General features: G+C 32.1%; 20 protein-coding genes. 7 read left to right on the top strand and 13 right to left on the bottom strand.

Translation table 11 applies throughout. The features are described from left to right. Nucleotides 1-9 precede the first annotated feature (9 nt). Nucleotides 10-930, bottom strand: coding sequence for a LysR substrate-binding domain-containing protein (locus HM981_RS03765; RefSeq protein ID WP_179337238.1), 921 nt, complete (start codon nucleotides 928-930; stop codon nucleotides 10-12). A 94-nt stretch (nucleotides 931-1,024) separates the two neighbouring features. On the opposite strand from HM981_RS03765, the gene HM981_RS03760 reads away from it, so the two are divergent. The 3 genes from HM981_RS03760 to HM981_RS03750 all read left to right on the top strand — a co-directional run bounded on the left by HM981_RS03760 (nucleotide 1,025) and on the right by HM981_RS03750 (nucleotide 4,095). Beyond that, a complete protein-coding gene (locus HM981_RS03760) occupies nucleotides 1,025-2,551 on the top strand; it encodes a catalase (protein ID WP_179337237.1) in 1,527 nt (508 codons plus the stop codon). A gap of 69 nt (nucleotides 2,552-2,620) precedes the next feature. Further along, on the top strand, nucleotides 2,621-3,139 hold the full coding sequence (locus tag HM981_RS03755; protein WP_179337236.1) for an ankyrin repeat domain-containing protein: 519 nt from the start codon (nucleotides 2,621-2,623) through the stop codon (nucleotides 3,137-3,139). A gap of 221 nt (nucleotides 3,140-3,360) precedes the next feature. Further along, entirely contained in the window at nucleotides 3,361-4,095 is a 735-nt protein-coding gene (locus tag HM981_RS03750) for a hypothetical protein (RefSeq protein WP_179337235.1), read from the top strand. 27 nt (nucleotides 4,096-4,122) lie between these two features. On the opposite strand, the gene HM981_RS03745 is transcribed toward HM981_RS03750, so the two are convergent. After that, entirely contained in the window at nucleotides 4,123-4,767 is a 645-nt protein-coding gene (locus tag HM981_RS03745; protein WP_246286099.1) for a thioredoxin family protein, read from the bottom strand. 52 nt (nucleotides 4,768-4,819) lie between these two features. Between HM981_RS03745 and HM981_RS03740 the strand changes: the two genes are divergently transcribed. Beyond that, entirely contained in the window at nucleotides 4,820-5,383 is a 564-nt protein-coding gene (locus HM981_RS03740; RefSeq protein WP_179337234.1) for a DNA-3-methyladenine glycosylase I, read from the top strand. Here HM981_RS03740 and aat read toward each other — a convergent pair. From aat to HM981_RS03725, 3 genes are all read right to left on the bottom strand, one after another. Beyond that, the gene (aat, locus tag HM981_RS03735) at nucleotides 5,364-6,002 is read right to left on the bottom strand and encodes a leucyl/phenylalanyl-tRNA--protein transferase (RefSeq protein WP_179337233.1); all 639 of its coding nucleotides are present in this window, start codon (nucleotides 6,000-6,002) and stop codon (nucleotides 5,364-5,366) included. The genes HM981_RS03740 and aat overlap by 20 nt on opposite strands. Before the next feature lie 269 nt (nucleotides 6,003-6,271). After that, a complete protein-coding gene (locus HM981_RS03730) occupies nucleotides 6,272-6,649 on the bottom strand; it encodes a DUF3127 domain-containing protein (RefSeq protein WP_179337232.1) in 378 nt (125 codons plus the stop codon). 43 nt (nucleotides 6,650-6,692) lie between these two features. Next, complete coding sequence (locus tag HM981_RS03725) at nucleotides 6,693-7,562, bottom strand: flavin reductase family protein (RefSeq protein ID WP_179337231.1); 870 nt, start codon at nucleotides 7,560-7,562, stop codon at nucleotides 6,693-6,695. A gap of 147 nt (nucleotides 7,563-7,709) precedes the next feature. Here HM981_RS03725 and HM981_RS03720 point away from each other — a divergent pair, with 147 nt between their 5' ends. Both HM981_RS03720 and HM981_RS03715 read left to right on the top strand, forming a co-directional pair. Then, nucleotides 7,710-8,861, top strand: coding sequence for a sensor histidine kinase (locus HM981_RS03720; protein WP_179337677.1), 1,152 nt, complete (start codon nucleotides 7,710-7,712; stop codon nucleotides 8,859-8,861). Nucleotides 8,862-8,931: 70 nt separating this feature from the next. After that, entirely contained in the window at nucleotides 8,932-9,288 is a 357-nt protein-coding gene (locus HM981_RS03715; protein ID WP_179337230.1) for a hypothetical protein, read from the top strand. Here HM981_RS03715 and HM981_RS03710 read toward each other — a convergent pair whose 3' ends face one another. Together HM981_RS03710 and greA are read right to left on the bottom strand one after the other, a co-directional pair. Continuing rightward, nucleotides 9,289-9,678, bottom strand: coding sequence for an HIT family protein (locus HM981_RS03710; RefSeq protein WP_179337229.1), 390 nt, complete (start codon nucleotides 9,676-9,678; stop codon nucleotides 9,289-9,291). It abuts the gene before it with no gap. Between the two features lie 197 nt (nucleotides 9,679-9,875). After that, nucleotides 9,876-10,349 (bottom strand): transcription elongation factor GreA, encoded by a 474-nt coding sequence (gene greA, locus HM981_RS03705; RefSeq protein ID WP_179337228.1) that lies wholly within the window; start codon nucleotides 10,347-10,349, stop codon nucleotides 9,876-9,878. A gap of 315 nt (nucleotides 10,350-10,664) precedes the next feature. Between greA and HM981_RS03700 the strand changes: the two genes are divergently transcribed. Beyond that, on the top strand, nucleotides 10,665-11,105 hold the full coding sequence (locus tag HM981_RS03700) for a hypothetical protein (RefSeq protein ID WP_179337227.1): 441 nt from the start codon (nucleotides 10,665-10,667) through the stop codon (nucleotides 11,103-11,105). On the opposite strand, the gene HM981_RS03695 is transcribed toward HM981_RS03700, so the two are convergent. The 6 genes from HM981_RS03695 to HM981_RS03670 all read right to left on the bottom strand — a co-directional run bounded on the left by HM981_RS03695 (nucleotide 11,106) and on the right by HM981_RS03670 (nucleotide 17,179). Further along, nucleotides 11,106-13,322 carry a TonB-dependent receptor gene (locus HM981_RS03695; RefSeq protein WP_179337226.1) on the bottom strand — a complete coding sequence of 739 codons (2,217 nt, stop codon included), beginning with the start codon at nucleotides 13,320-13,322 and terminating at the stop codon, nucleotides 11,106-11,108. A gap of 490 nt (nucleotides 13,323-13,812) precedes the next feature. Beyond that, entirely contained in the window at nucleotides 13,813-14,217 is a 405-nt protein-coding gene (arfB, locus tag HM981_RS03690; RefSeq protein WP_179337225.1) for an alternative ribosome rescue aminoacyl-tRNA hydrolase ArfB, read from the bottom strand. Next, nucleotides 14,217-15,776 (bottom strand): DUF4301 family protein, encoded by a 1,560-nt coding sequence (locus HM981_RS03685; RefSeq protein ID WP_179337224.1) that lies wholly within the window; start codon nucleotides 15,774-15,776, stop codon nucleotides 14,217-14,219. The genes arfB and HM981_RS03685 overlap by 1 nt, the downstream gene beginning before the upstream one ends. Then, nucleotides 15,773-16,342, bottom strand: coding sequence for an AAA family ATPase (locus HM981_RS03680; RefSeq protein ID WP_179337223.1), 570 nt, complete (start codon nucleotides 16,340-16,342; stop codon nucleotides 15,773-15,775). Before HM981_RS03680 ends, HM981_RS03685 begins: the two co-directional genes overlap by 4 nt. Next, nucleotides 16,303-16,935 (bottom strand): nicotinamide riboside transporter PnuC, encoded by a 633-nt coding sequence (gene pnuC / locus HM981_RS03675; RefSeq protein ID WP_179337222.1) that lies wholly within the window; start codon nucleotides 16,933-16,935, stop codon nucleotides 16,303-16,305. Before pnuC ends, HM981_RS03680 begins: the two co-directional genes overlap by 40 nt. After that, a complete protein-coding gene (locus tag HM981_RS03670; protein WP_179337221.1) occupies nucleotides 16,919-17,179 on the bottom strand; it encodes a hypothetical protein in 261 nt (86 codons plus the stop codon). The genes pnuC and HM981_RS03670 overlap by 17 nt, the downstream gene beginning before the upstream one ends. Between the last annotated feature and the right edge of the window lie 62 nt (nucleotides 17,180-17,241).

Below are 17,241 nucleotides of genomic sequence, written 5' to 3'. Positions count from 1 at the left end.
TCGTGTTTTCTATTTCCAATTTATTTTTATAAACCTAGTGTTTTTTATAAAACTGGGAGGTGTTTTTTCTAAGACTTCTAATCTTAAAGCATCAATTAAACTATCTTTTGCAAACGAATGATGTACTGCTAAACTTACTTCGCGTATCGGTTTTGGCTCTGTAAAATTAATATTGCGTCCGCTGTCGTTTTTATTAATGGCCATTTCAGGGACTAAAGTAAATCCACCATAATTATCTACCATTTTCTTTAAAGCTTCTATAGATCCACTCTGAAATTGAATATTCTGTGGGTTTGTGCTTTGCGAACAAATATTTAAAACCTGATTTCTAAAACAATGTCCATTTTTTAAAAGCCACAAATTATCTAAGTTTTCAATTTCACTAGCAGAAACCGCTTTCTTGTCTTTAAATGTTCCTTTCTGTCCGTAAAATACAAAAGGTTCATTGTACAATTTAATCTCTCTGATGAAAGGCTCATTAAGTGGTGTTACTAATATTCCAATATCAATTTCTCTTTTTTGTAATGCAGAGATAATTTGATCGGACTGCATTTCTTCAATAATAAGTATCGTATCTGGATATTTTTCAGCAAAAGATCCTGAAATTAAAGGAATTAGATAAGGTGAAACCGTTGGTAAAACGCCTATTTTATATTCGCCCACTAAGCTATCTAATTCGGTACTCACCATATTTTTTAACTCATTAACTTCTCGTAAAATTATTTTAGACTTATTAATAAATAATTCACCTAAAGCTGAAGGTTTAAAAGGAGACTTACTCTTATCGAATATTAAAAACCCAATTTCATCTTCTAACTTTTTAACCTGAATAGTAATAGTGGGTTGCGTTACAAAACATTTTTCTGCCGCAGTTACAAAATGCCGATACGTGTCTAAAGCGATGATGTATTCTAATTGTTGAAGTGTCATTATATAGATATTATTAATGTAAATATAAAAATTATTAATTTGATTAATATCATTAAACTATCCATTTTTGCACTAACAAATAAAAAAAGAATTCATGAAAAGAATAATTACAACCTTAGTCATCCTATCTATAGGCTTGGTAAGTTTTTCACAAACTGAGAAAATAATGACAACTAATAATGGTGCGCCAGTTGGAGATAATCAAAACTCTAAAACAGTTGGAGAATATGGTCCTGTTTTATTAGAAGATATTCATTTAATAGAAAAATTAGCGGCTTTTGATAGAGAACGTATTCCTGAGCGTGTAGTTCACCCAAGAGGCGCTGGAGCATCTGGTTATTTTGAAGCTACAAAAGATATGTCTGATTATACTAGAGCTGTATTATTTGCTGAAGCAGGTAAAAAGACCGATTTAGCCGTACGCTTTTCTACCGTAATCCACGGAAAAGGTTCACCAGAAACAGCAAGAGATCCAAGAGGGTTTGCTGTAAAATTTTATACAGAACAAGGTAATTATGATATTGTTGGTAACAATCTTCCTATCTTTTTTATTAGAGATGCCATTAAGTTTCCAGATATGGTACATTCTTTAAAACCTTCACCAGAAACCAATAAGCAAGATCCAAATCGTTTTTTCGATTTCTTTTCTCATGTGCCAGAAGCAACTCATATGCTTACACGATTGTACACAGATTTAGGAATTCCTAAAGGGTACCAATTTATGAACGGTAGCAGTGTACATGGCTACAAATGGATTAATAAAGCAGGAAAAGTAACTTATGTAAAATACTCTTGGGTATCTAAGCAAGGTGAAAAAAATCTTACTGCTGAAGAAGCATCAATTCAACAAGGAAAAGATTGGCAACATGCAACGGTGAGTTTAAGAAAAGATATTGATGATAAGAATTACCCTCAATGGGATTTATATGTACAAATGATAAAGCCTGAAGATATCCATTCTTTCGATTTTTGGCCTTTAGATGCTACCAAAGATTGGCCAGCAGATAAAATTGAAAAAATTAAGATTGGTACCATGACTTTAAACCAAAATCCGGTAAATTATTTTGAGCAAGTTGAAAGTATTGCTTTTTCACCAGGAGCTTTAATTCCTGGAGTAGAACCTTCAGAAGATAAATTATTGCAAGGCCGTTTATTCTCTTATTTCGATACGCAGAGACATAGATTAGGTCCAAATTTTCAACAGTTAAAAATTAACCAACCGCTAGAAGATCCTAAAAATTATAATTCTGATAGTTGGAATAGCGCTGGAAACAAAAGATTTGAAAATCCGGATGTAAATTATCAGCCAAGTGAAAAATCTGGATTAGTTGAAGATGAACAATACAAGCAGTCTGAAACAACATTAACTAATGTAACTATAACACAAAAGAAAATTACAAAGACTAATGATTTTGCACAACCGGGAGATTTTTACAGATCTCTTACTAAAGATCAACAAGATAATTTAATTAAAAATTTAAGTGGAGATTTAGGTCAGGTTACAGATAAAAATATCCAAATGACAATGATTGGTTATTTCTATCAGGCAGATAGAGATTACGGAATGCGTATTGCAGAAGCGTTAGGTTTTTCTGCTAAAGATTTTATGAAAAAGAAATAGTACATGGTTGATGAGTAGGGAGGGAGCTGCCAGTGCAACCTCTCTATTTGTTTTTAAAAAAGTAATACAATGAAAAATATTTTACTCATTCTTACCCTAATTTTAACTTTAGGTAGTTATGGACAAACTGTTTTTGAAGTTTCTAGAAATGGGGATTTAGAAAAACTTAAAGCATTATACACTTCAAATAATGCAATTATCAACACTGCAGATAGTAAAGGTTTTACGCCTTTAATTCTTGCTGCTTATAATGAACAGACTGAAATTGTTACTTACTTAATTGAAAAAGGTAGTGACGTTAACGCTAAAGATTTATCCGGAAACACAGCTTTAATGGGAGTTTGCTTTAAAGGTTATTTTGATATTGCTAAAATTCTAGTAGAAAATGGTGCTGCAATTAACCAGCAAAATTATAATGAAGCGACAGCATTAATTTACACAAGTACTTTTGGACACACCGAAATAGCGGAATACCTACTACTCAATAACGCTGACAAAAGTTTAAAAGATAGTAGAGGTAATACAGCTTTAAAACATGCAGAAATGCAAGGTAATGATGACATCGTAAAGCTTTTAAAGAATAGTTAGAAAATAAAATTGAATCTTTTTCATTATTATTTAATGACTATACATCATATATTTAAAACCTTGTAAAAATATGTGCTATCCTTTTCTTAATGTAAGTCTGTAACGGGGTGAAATAGGAATTTGTAAAGTGTTTAAAACAATTTTAATATATTCTAAAAAATGAAAACTCTAAATTTGGAACATCTTTTATTTTACCATAGTCGTATATACTATAAACGATATTGAATTTTGTAAATAAACATAAGGCCGCAATAATTACATTTCTTTTAGCGGGAATTGTAGTTTTTGGTATGTTTAGTGTTCAGTTGAAACTTCAAGAAGATTTAATTTCTGAAAGTTATTACCTTCTAGAGCCTGAACCTGAAATTGCAAAAGTAGATCTTCAAGAAATACAAGCTATCAACGGGAAATCTACAAACAAAGCATTCAACGAAGATCAGGAGTATAAAGAAATGATGCGTAACTTTAAAACTGTTAGAGCCAATGATTTTGAACGTACAACAAAGGCCATGGAAGATGCTAGGGCAAGTGAAGACGTGGAAGAGGAAACAAGTATTACTAAATCGTATGCAGGTAGTAATACTTATGCTTTAAACTCTGAAGAAACAGAATCATACAAAAAATTACAAGAAGAATTAAAACAACGCCTTAAAAATAAAAGAGAAGCAGACGAGCACGCTAAAACAAAAAGTACGCTAACCTATTCATTAAAAGGGAGAACGTTAACTCACTATAAAACACCACGCTATTTATGTGAAAGTGGTGGGAAAATTGTAGTGAGTATTAAAGTAGATGCTCAAGGAAACGTATTTGATGCCTACATAAATGGATCTTCAAATTCTAACAATCAGTGCTTAATAGATCATGCTCTTTCTTATGCAGAATCCGTTCAGTTTGATAGTTCTGTTAAAAAACAGCAATTAGGAACTATTACGTTTTTATTTAAAGGAAAATAGAATTTCAATTTCGCTTAGCCATCAATTTTATTGATCTAATAATTTTACCAAATCTTCAATTGTAGATTGTCCTTTGTCTTTATTGTACCAACGTTGTAAATCTTCTTTAAACTCTGGTGTTAACATACCATGCTCAGCTTTGTAATCTTGCACCAAATTAGTCGCTACAGTAGGTCGTGGTCCAAAAGTGTTTAAAACTTCTTTTGTCTCAGAATCTAGCATAATTAATTTAGGTATCGCTTTGCCACCATTGGTTAAAAATTGATCCATAAGTGCTTCGTTTTCATCTCGGAGTACCACTTTATAATCAATATTATCATTTAATTCTGCTGCTTTATTGATTATTGGCATTATATGAGCCGCATCACCACACCAGCTTTCAGAAATAACAATCCAGGTAACTTTTCTATCAAAATTTTCAATTGTTGTTCTGGCATCTTCAGCAACTTTCGCGGTTTTGTCCCAACGTCTCATACGTCTGTCGTTAAGTTGGGTGTATTCTGCTAAAGCTTCTGTTTTTTCAATTCCCGTATTGGAGTTTTCTTCAACTAAATTGATAACTAAAGTTCTGTATTCAGCGTAAGTCATACTCTTTTTTAGACTGTCTGAAATTATATGTTTTAATGTAAGTGTATCTGTTTCCATAGAACAAAAATAAGATTCTGTTGCCATTTTTTATGCAACTGTTGTTACATTAGTAGCACGAATTAAAAATCCTTACAAGATGACAAAAAACAGATGTGGTTGGTGTGCTGGTAACCCTTTATATGAGGCGTATCATGATGAAGAATGGGGAGTTCCGGTTTTTGATGATGCTACGTTGTTTGAATTTTTAATTTTAGAAACATTTCAAGCAGGATTAAGTTGGATAACGATTTTAAAAAAGCGTGAAAATTTTAGAAAAGCATTAGATCATTTTGACTATAAAAAGATTGCAAAATATAACTCTTCTAAAGTTGAAGAATTACTACAAGATGCTGGTATTATTAGAAATAAACTAAAGGTGAATGCTACGATAACCAATGCTCAAGCTTTTATGAAAATTCAAGATGAATTTGGCTCATTTTCTAAATATATATGGGATTTTGTAAATGGAGCACCGATAAAAAACGCTGTTAAAATTTATAAAGATGCTCCTGCAAATACTCCTTTGAGTGATGCGATAAGTAAAGACTTAAAGAAGCGTGGATTTAAATTTGTAGGTTCTACTGTAATTTATGCACAAATGCAAGCGACGGGAATGGTAAATGATCACGAAGTCTCTTGTTTTAGATACCATGAGGTTTAAGATATTTAATAAATTCTATTCGCGACATATCTTTAGCACCTAAACTTTCTAGATGATTGGTGTGTAATTGGCAATCTATTAATTTGTAATTAGAATTTTGCACAAAGGTTATAAAACCCACTTTACTTGCGTTACTCACTTTAGCAAACATACTTTCTCCGCAAAACACATTATCGTTAATAGCGATGCCGTATAGACCTCCAACTAACTCACCGTCTTGCCAAACTTCTACAGATTTAGCATAGCCTAACTCATGTAATTTTTGGTAAGCTTCTAACATATCCTCAGAAATCCAAGTGCCTAGTTGTCCATCGCGTTTTGCTTGTGCACAATTTTCTATAACAGCTTTAAAAGCTTTGTTGGTAGTGACTTTAAACAGTCCTTTTTTTAGCACTTGCTTCATGCTTTTAGATACTTTTAAATCTTTGGGAAATAAAACAAACCGAGGATCTGGAGACCACCAAAGTATCGGTTCTTCATCTTGAAACCATGGAAATATACCTTCAGAATACGCATGTAGCAATCGTTCTGGAGATAAATCGCCTCCAACGGCAAGGAGTCCATCTGCAGAGGATTCCGAAACATCTGGAAATTCTATTTTTTGTGTTAAAAAGTGCATACGTTATTTGAAGAGGTCAATAGTTAAAGTAAGGCTTTAGTTTTGGTGCTAAAAGAATTTTCTGCATATTTGAGTTGACCTTTATAAATTAAATTTTTGTTCATCATTGCTTTTTTTTAATTTGTTTGTAGAGGTCAAACCTAAAACCATTATTACTAAGTCCTGACTAACCATCAGGACTTTTTTATTTAATAATAAAACAGATAAACAAAAAAAAGACTTGCTTTAAATAAAAACAAGTCTTTTTCTATATAATTATAACCTTTTAATTAGAAAGGTAAATCGTCGTTGTCACCTTCGTTTAAATCACTAACTGGTTCAAAAGCTTCTGTTGGTGGCACAGGAGGCATATCTCCACTTGCAGCTTGGGCTTGTACAGCTTCAATTCTCCAACCTTGGATAGAGTTAAAATATTTAGTTTCACCTTGTGGGTTAACCCATTCTCTTCCTCTTAAATTAATATTTACCTTAACCTGCTGACCTTCTTTGTAACTGTTTAGTAAATCACATTTGTCTTGAACAAACTCTACCATAATGTGTTGTGGATACTGTTCTTCTGTTGTCACTACAACTTCTCTTTTTCTAAACCCATTACTACCAAAAGTTTGAGTCTCACCTACCATTTTAATTCGTCCTTGTACTTCCATCTTTGCTTAATCTATAATTTATTTAAAACTTAATTTTTTCAGGCTACGAAAGTAATAACTTCCAAGCACTTTCTACGTCTCCATAGCTCAAATAATTTTGAGCTAATTTATGTTTTTCTCTGTGTGATGCGGTTTTTATGTCTGGATAGCGTTCACTAATATTATCCACAAATTTAGTAATCTCATCATTATTTGGCAAAGCTTCAACATTAGCAAGCATTCCAATATTATTTCCTGTTAAAATCATGCTATTTCTCACATGATCAGGCATATTGTCTACACCAATTCCCATATTTTTAAGTGGTTTTGGGATTTCAAAAAAGCCTTTTTTTGCTCTACTATAATAACTGCCACCAGCTCTAGCGACTAAGTCTAAAGCTTCTTGGTTAATGGTTTGATCACTATTTAAAACGTCTTCAGAAATATGCAGTTTTACAACTTCACAAATCACTAAATTTCCAGCACCTCCTTCTGTTCCTAACTTAATAATTTCGTTTACTTTGCATTCAAATTGAACAGGAGATTCTGCAACTCTAAATGGTTTTATGTGGTCTGAAGGTAACATGGTTAAACCTGCTTTTTCAAACTCATTAACGCCTTCAGGATATTCTGTACTTGTTAAAGACATTTGGTGTACCATATCAAAATTAACCACATTAATAACGACTTCTTTTATCGCTTCAACATTCTCTAAGGTATGTTTTGTAGTGTTGTCTCTAACGCGTTTGGCAGGAGAAAAAATTAAAATTGGAGGGTTGGCACTAAAAACATTAAAGAAGCTAAATGGTGATAAGTTAGGGTTGCCATCTTTGTCAATAGTACTTGCAAAAGCTATTGGTCGTGGAGCAACGGCGCTTAATAAATAACTATGTAACGTGCCTGTTGTAAGATCCTGAGGGATGAATGATACCATGTGTTAGACTGATTTTTCTCAAATATAATTATAAACAACGGCGGACAAAAGTATTTTGGATAAGAAAAAGTTTAATCCACTTAAAATATATAGAGACAATAATATTGGCATATTTACATTATATTTAAAATGCAAATTAATTATCCAATGACCTTTAGCTTTAACCGAAATGTAATCCGTTGGATTATAATTGTATCTTCTTTTATTATTATTTCCCTTATTCTTTGGAACACTTACACTTTTTTTCAAAATTTTAAAGCTGAAGAACGTTCTAAGATGAAAAACTGGTCGTTTGCGCAAAAGGAAATGCGGAATACAGATAACCTTAATGCAGATATTGGAGAATTACCATTAGAGATTTTAAAGAGTAATACATCTACACCAATGATTAAAGTTAGTGAAGATGGAAGCATGGAGCCCAATAATATTGATCCAAGAAAAGCGCAAGATTCACTTTATCTCACTAAATTAATTGAAGTATTTAAAAGTGAAAATGAGCCTATTGAAATTAGATATAAAGATCAAGTTCTATCAACGTTATATTATGGAAATTCTCCATTATTAAACAAATTAAAATATTATCCTTTAGCTTTATTATTAATCATTTTGCTTTTTGCGGCTGTTGTGTATTTCTTTTATAGAAGTTCTAAAAATGCTGAACAGAATAAGTTATGGACAGGAATGGCAAAGGAAACGGCACATCAAATAGGTACTCCTTTGTCTTCTTTAGTGGGTTGGACTGAGATTTTAAAAATGGAAAATGTCAATCCAGAGTATATTATGGAGATTGAAAAAGATATTGATAGACTTCAAACAATTACCGAACGTTTTAGTAAAATAGGGTCTGCACCTACACTTAAAACAATGGATATTGTAGCCGTTACAAACTCGTCTTATGATTATTTAAAATCACGATCTTCTAAGTTAATTAATTTTGAAATTATTAGTCCTGAAATTGAAATTCCTGTAAAGTTAAATGAGCAGCTTTTTAGTTGGACGATTGAAAATCTAGTTAAAAATGCTATTGATGCCATGAAAGGTAAAGGAGATTTGAAACTAGAATTAACTCAGCTTGAAAGTAATGTCTTTATAAATATTTCTGACACAGGAAAAGGAATTCCGAAATCGTCTTTTACTAAAATTTTTGAACCTGGTTATACCACAAAAAAACGTGGATGGGGACTTGGGTTGTCCTTAGCAAAACGTATTGTAGAAGATTACCACAATGGAAAAATAAAAGTACTGACATCTGAAATAGAAAAAGGAACTACGATTCAAATAATTTTGAAGCAAGTTTAGCTTATTTTTGCGGCGATTTGTTTGAGACTTCAAGTCTGATAGATCTGAAATATTTTATCTAAATTTGACCATGAGTTCATCACGATTTTTTACTTTAAAAGAAGCTAGAATAGGTAATAACTGTCCGGAATGTTATTCTAATGATGGTTTAGAACTCACGCTAAAACAAAAACTTATAGAAACTAAATTCTATAAGGCTATTACAAAAGAAACAGTAAGCCAATTACGTTGTTTAAATTGCGAAATACAGATTTTTCCAATCCGTTGGACTAGTGATATTGAGCGTGTCGTGGATTACCACAATAGGGCGCTTAAAACCAAGGCTAAGTCCACAAAGTTAAAGCCAATAGCTTGGGGATTGTTAAGTTTTAGTGTTATAGTATTAGTTGCAATTATCTTATTTGCAACAGGTATTTTTTCAGTGTAATTAGAAATGCGATGCAATCTTAAGTGCTAAATCTTCAAATTCTTTAACTTCTAGTTTTTGTTTGTTTGTAAAACGTGCGTCGTCCATGGTATGTAGTGGAATTAAATGTACATGTGCATGTGGCACTTCTAAGCCTATTACAGACATGCCAATACGTTCGCAAGGCACGGCTTTTTCAATAGCTAATGCAACACGACGCGAAAATTTCATTAAAGCCATATAAGTAGCCTCATCCAAGTCAAAGATTTTATCAACCTCCTTTTTAGGAATACAAAGTGTATGGCCTTTAGAGTTTGGGTTAATGTCTAAAAACGCGAAAAAGTCTTCGGTTTCAGCGACTTTGTGCGACGGAATTTCACCTGAAATTATTTTTGTGAAGAGTGTTGCCATGAGTTAAGTGATTTTATCGAATGTCTATTTGATCGCAATCGAAAGGTTTTAACTACTACATTGAAATAGGTTTGGATTGCGCACAATGTAGCAGCTTACTGTAAATATAAGCTATTATATAAATATAAAAGATTCCTGTTTAACTAAAATAAATTCAGCATAAGACAGGAATCTTTTATAATGGTAAGCTGTTGTTTTTATCTAGAAATCTCTAAAATATCAAAACGCATAGCACCACTTGGAACTTGTATTTCAGCGGTATCTCCAACAGATTTTCCTAATAAGCCTTTTCCAATTGGTGAGTTTATAGAGATTTTTCCAGAAGTAATATCAGCTTCACTTTCCGCTACTAACGTGTAAGTCATTTCCATGCCATTTACTTGGTTTTTAATTTTTACAATTGATAATGCCAAAACTTTAGAAGTATCTAACTGAGACTCATCAATAACACGAGCACCAGATAATGTTTCTTCCATTTTAGAAATTTTCATTTCTAACATGCCTTGTGCTTCTTTAGCGGCATCATACTCTGCATTTTCACTTAAATCCCCTTTATCTCTAGCTTCTCCAATAGCTTGTGAAGCCTTTGGTCGCTCTATATCTTTAAGGTAGTTTAATTCTTCACGTAACTTTTTTAAACCTTCAGCTGTGTAATAAGATACTTTACTCATAATTTGTTCGTTTTATATAAACTACTTCTAAAAAAAGTTAGTTTTCTGTTTCATTTAATGCAGTAGAAAAACTTATTAAGTTGAAATTTAATGTATTTCAAAAGTTTTACTTTTTTTACTTTCTATGAAACGATGTGTTCATGTTAGTAATGCTCAATGCGACAGAAATAAATTTTATACTTTTTAGAGGTTAGTTATTTTTCGTTATAACGTTAGCATAAAAAAAATCTCGCGCTGACGAGATTACTATACAAATATATAAAATAATTACGGCATAGTTCAAATAATTGTAAATTGCCGACCAAAAAAAATAAGATGAAGAAATTACTTTTAATACTAAGTTGCGCAGTTTTTTTTGGTTGTAGTAACACTGACGACAGTAGTAATTGTAACTTTTTATTTGATGCAGGTGTAAATTTAACGGTGAATACTAATTTGCCGCAATTTAATCAACTACAGTTTACAGGAAATGGAGTGTATGTTTCTGGACAAGGAAATGCTGGTATTTGGTTATGGCGAGCAAGTTCTACTACGCTCTATGCTTGGGATGCTGCAGATCCTAGCCATGAGCCTTTTACATGTTCTACTTTAACAGATTCGGGTATTGGTGATATTGTGGTTTGTGGTTGCGATGATGCTAATGAGTATAGTTTAGCAACAGGTTATGGCTTTGGTGATAATACTCAACCCTGTACATTACAGCCATACAGAGTTGAGCCTACCGGTAATAATACTTACTTTGTTAGTAATTATTAATTAGAAATTTAGTGTTACACCAACCAAAAAGTTGGTTGTGGCTTGTGGATAAAAACCAGCACCTTCAATAGTTGCAACGCTTCCTGGATTAGACCAAGTATCATCATAAGTATAGTAAAATCCATTAGAAACATATTTTACATTAAAAATATTATTTACTAATCCTGAGAATACTATAGATTCAAAAATAGAATTGGTTTTTAATGTGTAATTAATGTTAAAGTCATTGGTAAAATAACTATCTAATTTAGATGACTTAGCCTCTGTATTACTCATAAATTGGTCACCTACAAATTTACTTAATAAAGACATTTGTAAATTTTCTATAGGTTGAAATACAATAGCATTTGCAGCAATTAAATCTGGTGAAAAAGAGATATCTGTTTTCCCAAGATTCTGTAATTCTCCATCAAAGTCAATAACGGTTTCTTTATTTTTATTGGTGCTTAATGTTAGGTTTGGTTGTAACGTTAACTTAGAAGTCACAGGAATTATGGCTTCTAATTCTAAACCTATTCGGTAACTTTCTCCACTGTTAGTTCTTATGGTGTTACCAACATCATCTAATTGACCAGTTAACACTAATTGATCATTATATAACATAAAATAGGTGTTGGCATTGAATGTGAAATTCCCTTTTTTATGTCTCCAACCCAATTCAAAATCATTTAATTGTTCAGGTTTTATGTTTTCGTTACTTTCAAAATCCGTTCTGTTAGGTTCTCTATTGGCTCTTGCATAAGAGAAGTATAGATTGTTGTCGGTGTTTAGTTCGTAGGTGATTCCTGCTTTAGGATTAAAGAAGGTAAATGATTTATCAATTGCGAATTCTACAATATCTGAAGTAGTTCCTGTTGTTTTATAAGTTACATTTCTAACTTGTAAATCTCCAAAAAGACTTATTTTGTCATTGAGTTTATAGTTGGCTTTTGAAAAAACGGATAAGTCATTCTTTTTACTATTTCCATCATAGTAACGGTCTCTAATTTCAGTTTGACTAGCATATTCGGCCCAAATAACTTCTCCAAAATGGTCTCCGTCGTAATGACTATAAGATCCTCCTAAAATTAAATTCAGTTGGTCGTCTTTATAATTTACGTTAGCGTTAACCACGTAGAAATCATTATCTAACCAACGTCTTCTAATCAAATCTGTTTCATCAACTATTTCTCCGCTGAAGTTTAAAGGCTCAAAACCATAATCGCTAAAATCTTCACCTTGCTTATACTGCTCAAAATACCCTTGACCTTTGGTGTAGTTTACGCCAAGTGTGGTAGACCATTGGTTAGTGTAACGCTGATTCCAGTGTAATTGATAATGATCTTGACTATAATTATCTACTTGGTTATCGTAAAATTGGGTTACACCATTCTCATCTTCATATTCTCCAGAAGTGTTATAAGTTCGGTCATCTTTTAATTTTTCTAAATCTTCTAAACCATTCCAAGCTTGGTAAGTGACTTCTTTTCCTCCAAAAGTTATCGCTTTAATTAACGTATTATCATCGATATAAGATCCTTGTAAAAAATAAGATTTTAAATCCGCAGAAGCACGATCTATATAACCATCAGAACTTATGTTAGATAAACGACCAGCAATTTCAAAATGCTCATTCATTAATCCTGTACTGAATTTTACCGTATGTTTTCTAGTATTGTAACTACCAAAAGAATTTGAAATTTCGCCTGATGATTCTTTCGAAACCGCATCAGTCAATACATTAATACTTGCACCGAAAGCACCAGAACCATTGGTGGAAGTTCCAACTCCACGTTGTAATTGTAAACTTTCCGTAGATGAAGCAAAATCACCTAAATTAACCCAAAACGTACCTAAAGATTCAGCATCATTATATGGAATTCCGTTAATGGTAATGTTGGTAGATTGCGAACTTATACCACGGACTCTAATTCCTGTGTAACCCACTCCTGCTCCTGCTTCAGTAGATGTTACCACAGAAGGTAAAAAATTAAGTAACATCGGAATGTCTTGTCCTAAATTACGTTTTGCTAAATCTTCTTTGGTTACATTACTGTGTGTAATTGGCGATTTGGCATCTACTCTGACAGCTTTGACTAAAACTTCATCTAGTTTTTCAACTTTTGTGGAGTCTTGTTGTTTTTCTTGTCCATAAACGGAACAAATTCCTAAAAATGCAATTGAAAGTGTTAATCTCTGCCTACTTTTTTTTGAGAGATTGTTGAATAAAATTTTCATACGACTATAGTATTATAATCGAATAAAAAGAGGTCATTATTCTTTGTTAATAATTAATTTTTTGAGCTACCAGCAACTGCAAAATTTAAAAATGTCGATTTCCTGTTTGAATTTATAGCCTGTATATTTATACAAGATATAACTCAGAAGTAGAAAAATAAACATTGATAACTATTGCGTTCGCCAAAAATATCTATCAGACATTTTCTTTACGCTCTATTCCTAAACAGCATTACCTGTTCTAGGTTCAATGGGTATGATCTCAGCCGATAATAGGCACCCCTTTATTGAGAACGCGGCAAAGATAGAAACAAATAATAACTGACAAATAAATAATTGAAAAATTATTTTAGTTGAATTTGAATGGTTGGTTCGAAGAATATATATTCTGAGAATATAGTGTTGATAATTATGATTCTAGATCGAAGTATAGAGACTTCACGACATTATTTTTTTAAATCTAAAAAATTATTAGAAGTGATGGAAGCTGTTATTCTAATTCTGGTGGTTTACGTTTTGCTTTTTTATCTGCATTAATTCGTTTATTTTTTAGTCGTCTTTTCTTAACTCCTCTTGGAATTCTCGTCGCAATTCTAATCTTTTCTTTTTTAAGACCTTCTTGAATTAACTCAATAAAGCGCTGAGTTACTAAAGCTTTATTTCTAAATTGACTTCGACTTTCATCACAAGCAAGAATTAGAATGTTTTCTTTTGTGAGCCTATTATTAAAGAATTCAGAAAGCTTTTGTTTTTCATCATCATTAAAAACTTTTGAGTCTTTAAGATTAAAATATAATTCTGCTTTTGAAGACACCTTATTGACATGCTGACCTCCGCTTCCTGAGCTTCGTACATATTTATAAGACAATTCAGATTTTAAGGTGTTAGTGTCCACTATGCTTTAATTTGGTGTGGTTCTTTAAGCAAATCGTTAACGGTTTTTACAGGGTTAAAAGTGATGATAGGCACTTCAACAAAAATGGTGTTCCAATGTGCCATGCTACCATTCCATAGTCCAGGTAATTCTAGTGCTTTTAGTTTTTTTCCGTTTTTAGTTTTTTCACTTATAAATGCGGCAGTATGATCTACATAGTTTTCTAAATCAAACTTTTCGCCTTTGTAGTTTTTTACACCACAAACTAAATCTACAGGATTAAAATGGGTTGCATTTTTTAGAATTTCGGCCTGTTCAGGATCTTTCAAATTAATTTGTGCAGATTCTACAATGTGAAGCGATTGATTAGATTCATTGTCTTTTACCCAAAATGGTCCTCCTCCAGGTTCACCTTCATTTTTTACCATGCCACAAATACGGATTGGTCTGTTTAGTTTATCTTTTAGATATGCAATTTTATGAAGATCAGAAAGTGTTTTATATGCTTCTGATATTTTGATGCTTAATTCTTGAGTTAAAAAAGCTTCAATAGTTTTTAAGGTTGTTTCTGTAATGTCTGTTGTGTCTAAAACATCTAAATACTTAAATGTTTGCGTTTGAAGCTTTATAAGAATTCCGGCTAATACTTTTTTGTATTTGGCAATATCTTCTTGGTATTTAGAGACTACGACATTGTCTATGTTTTTTACGAAAATAATATCGGCATCAAGATTATTTAGGTTCTTTAATAAAGCACCATGACCAGATGGTCTAAACAATAGACTTTCGTCTGGCTCTCTAAAAGGTTCGTTTTCTAGAGTCACAGCAATAGTATCTGTTGATTGCTGTTGGTAAGAAAATGAAATTTCAAATTTTACACCAGTGTTCTGTTCTATCTTATTTTGAATACTTTTAAATTCGTTAGCAAACTTATTTTCATGAACCTCAGATATGGTAAAGTGAAGTTTGGCTAATCCATTGCTTGAAGCATATAAAGCAGCTTCGTACAAATGTTCTGCAAAAGCTGTAGAAATGGTATTGTTTTTATAATCATGAAAAGGCAATAATCCCTTAGGCTGATTCCCAAAATTTAGTTGATCTTCATCTAACATCGCTTTAGCAAAATGCCAAACTTTCTCAGGAGTAGATAACGTTTCAAAATCGATGTCTTTAGATTTTAATACCGATAATACTTGATTATAAAAAGGAAATTTCTCTAAACCAATCATGAATACAGATAAATCTCTTAATTCATTTTTATTAATGTAGGAATCCAGAGATTGTTCGCTAGGCTTATAATCACTAACAAACTGAAATAAGAATTTAAACATTCTAGATGCCGCTCCAGAAGCAGGTACAAATTTTAATAGCGATTTCTTGTCTTTTTCAGCTTCAAATAGTGCAACATAGTCGTTTATAGTGGTCTCAGTTAATGGTAAAACTCCATTATTTAATCTTGCAGCAACTGAAATATTGGTAAATGGAATTCCGTTTTTAAAAATTTCGATTTGTTTTTTAATTCCGGTTAGGGTTAAATCGTTAGACGCTATCTGTTGTATATCGTTTTCTGTAAAACTCATTTGTTGTTTATTAATAGTTGGTCAATGTGCTTTATTGCTAATTCCATACGTTCCTTTTTACTTCCTTTTAAAAGGATATAAGGTTTCTTATGGTTTTTTAAAGCGGCTTCAAAAGCATTGAACATATGTTCTCTTTCGTTGGGTTTGTCTCTTAAATCATCTGCTTCCCAAGGAGTGTCAATATAAGTTAAAAAATAAAGATCGTAAAAGTTTTTTAGAGCATATGTTTCTAAAATCGGGTCACATGTGCCTGAGTAATAAGCTTCACTGTAAACTTTAGTCTCTAATAAATTAGTGTCGCAAATTAAAACAGAATCTGTTTGTTGTGCTAATTCGTTTTCAAGTTTCATCTGCCCAATGGCAATAGGAAGTAAGTCTTTAGGTTCGCAAGTTTTATGCTCCTTATTCCATTTGTCTTGAAGATAATCGCGTGCATATTCTGTTACCCAAACAGAATTGTAATGTTTCGCTAATTGGCGAGACAATGTTGTTTTTCCTGTAGATTCAGGTCCAAATAAAACTATTTTTATGCAGTTTGATGGGTTTTGTCTAAGCTTTTTTTCCATTCTAAATAGCCGTAAATTGCTAGGACCGTAAATATAACATATTGAAGTGACAATATTCCTAGACCTCTATAAGCATAAAGAGGTACTGTGATGAGGTCGCCAATAATCCATAATGTCCAATTTTCTAATTTTTTAGTTGCCATATACCACATGGCTGTAAAGAATATACCTGACGTAACAATGTCTATGTAATTGGGAATTTCTAATGTATAATCAAAAGCTTTGTAAACTATAAAAGTAACAATCATTGTTAAGACAAACATGCCAATACCTATTTGCTTTTCTTTTAAAGTTGTTCTAGAAATAGGAACCGCATAGGTGTCGTTTTTCTTTCTAGACCAATTCCACCAACCGTAAATACTCATAATAGAATAGTAAAAATTCATCATCATGTCACCAAAGTATTGATTGATGTATAACAGATAAACAGTGATTACAGTACAAATAATTCCGGTAGGATAAACAAGAATGTTTTCGCGTTGTGCAAACCAAACACTAGCAATTCCAAACACAAAAGCGATGATTTCTAAAACAATCTGCGAAGTCGGAGCTTGACGATAAGCATCAAGGAAAAAATCAAAAATGTGGTTCATAATCGCTTCTATTAGTTTTAACTAATTTTATGGTTAATACAGAAATATCTACAGCATCAAAAGAACGCTTAATTTCTTGAGTTAAGAAAGGCATGAGCTCATCATAATCTCCAAATATTTGTGTGCTTAATGGGTTTTCTAAAACTTTAAATTTTGAATCACGTAAGGCTTTTATAAAATTAATAACATGTTGTTCGTAGTCGTTTTGTAATGGTGAAAGCGTAAGGTCTACTGATATTTCCATAGTTATTTTCCGTGAAAACGGACATTTTTTTGATTAGTAATGACTTTTAAATTAATTTCTAT

Source organism: Winogradskyella ludwigii (assembly GCF_013403985.1).
In the GTDB taxonomy this organism is placed as follows: Bacteria; Bacteroidota; Bacteroidia; order Flavobacteriales; family Flavobacteriaceae; genus Winogradskyella; species Winogradskyella ludwigii.
The sequence above is the reverse complement of the archived record's forward strand: the minus strand, read 5'-3'. Positions and strand labels throughout refer to the sequence as shown.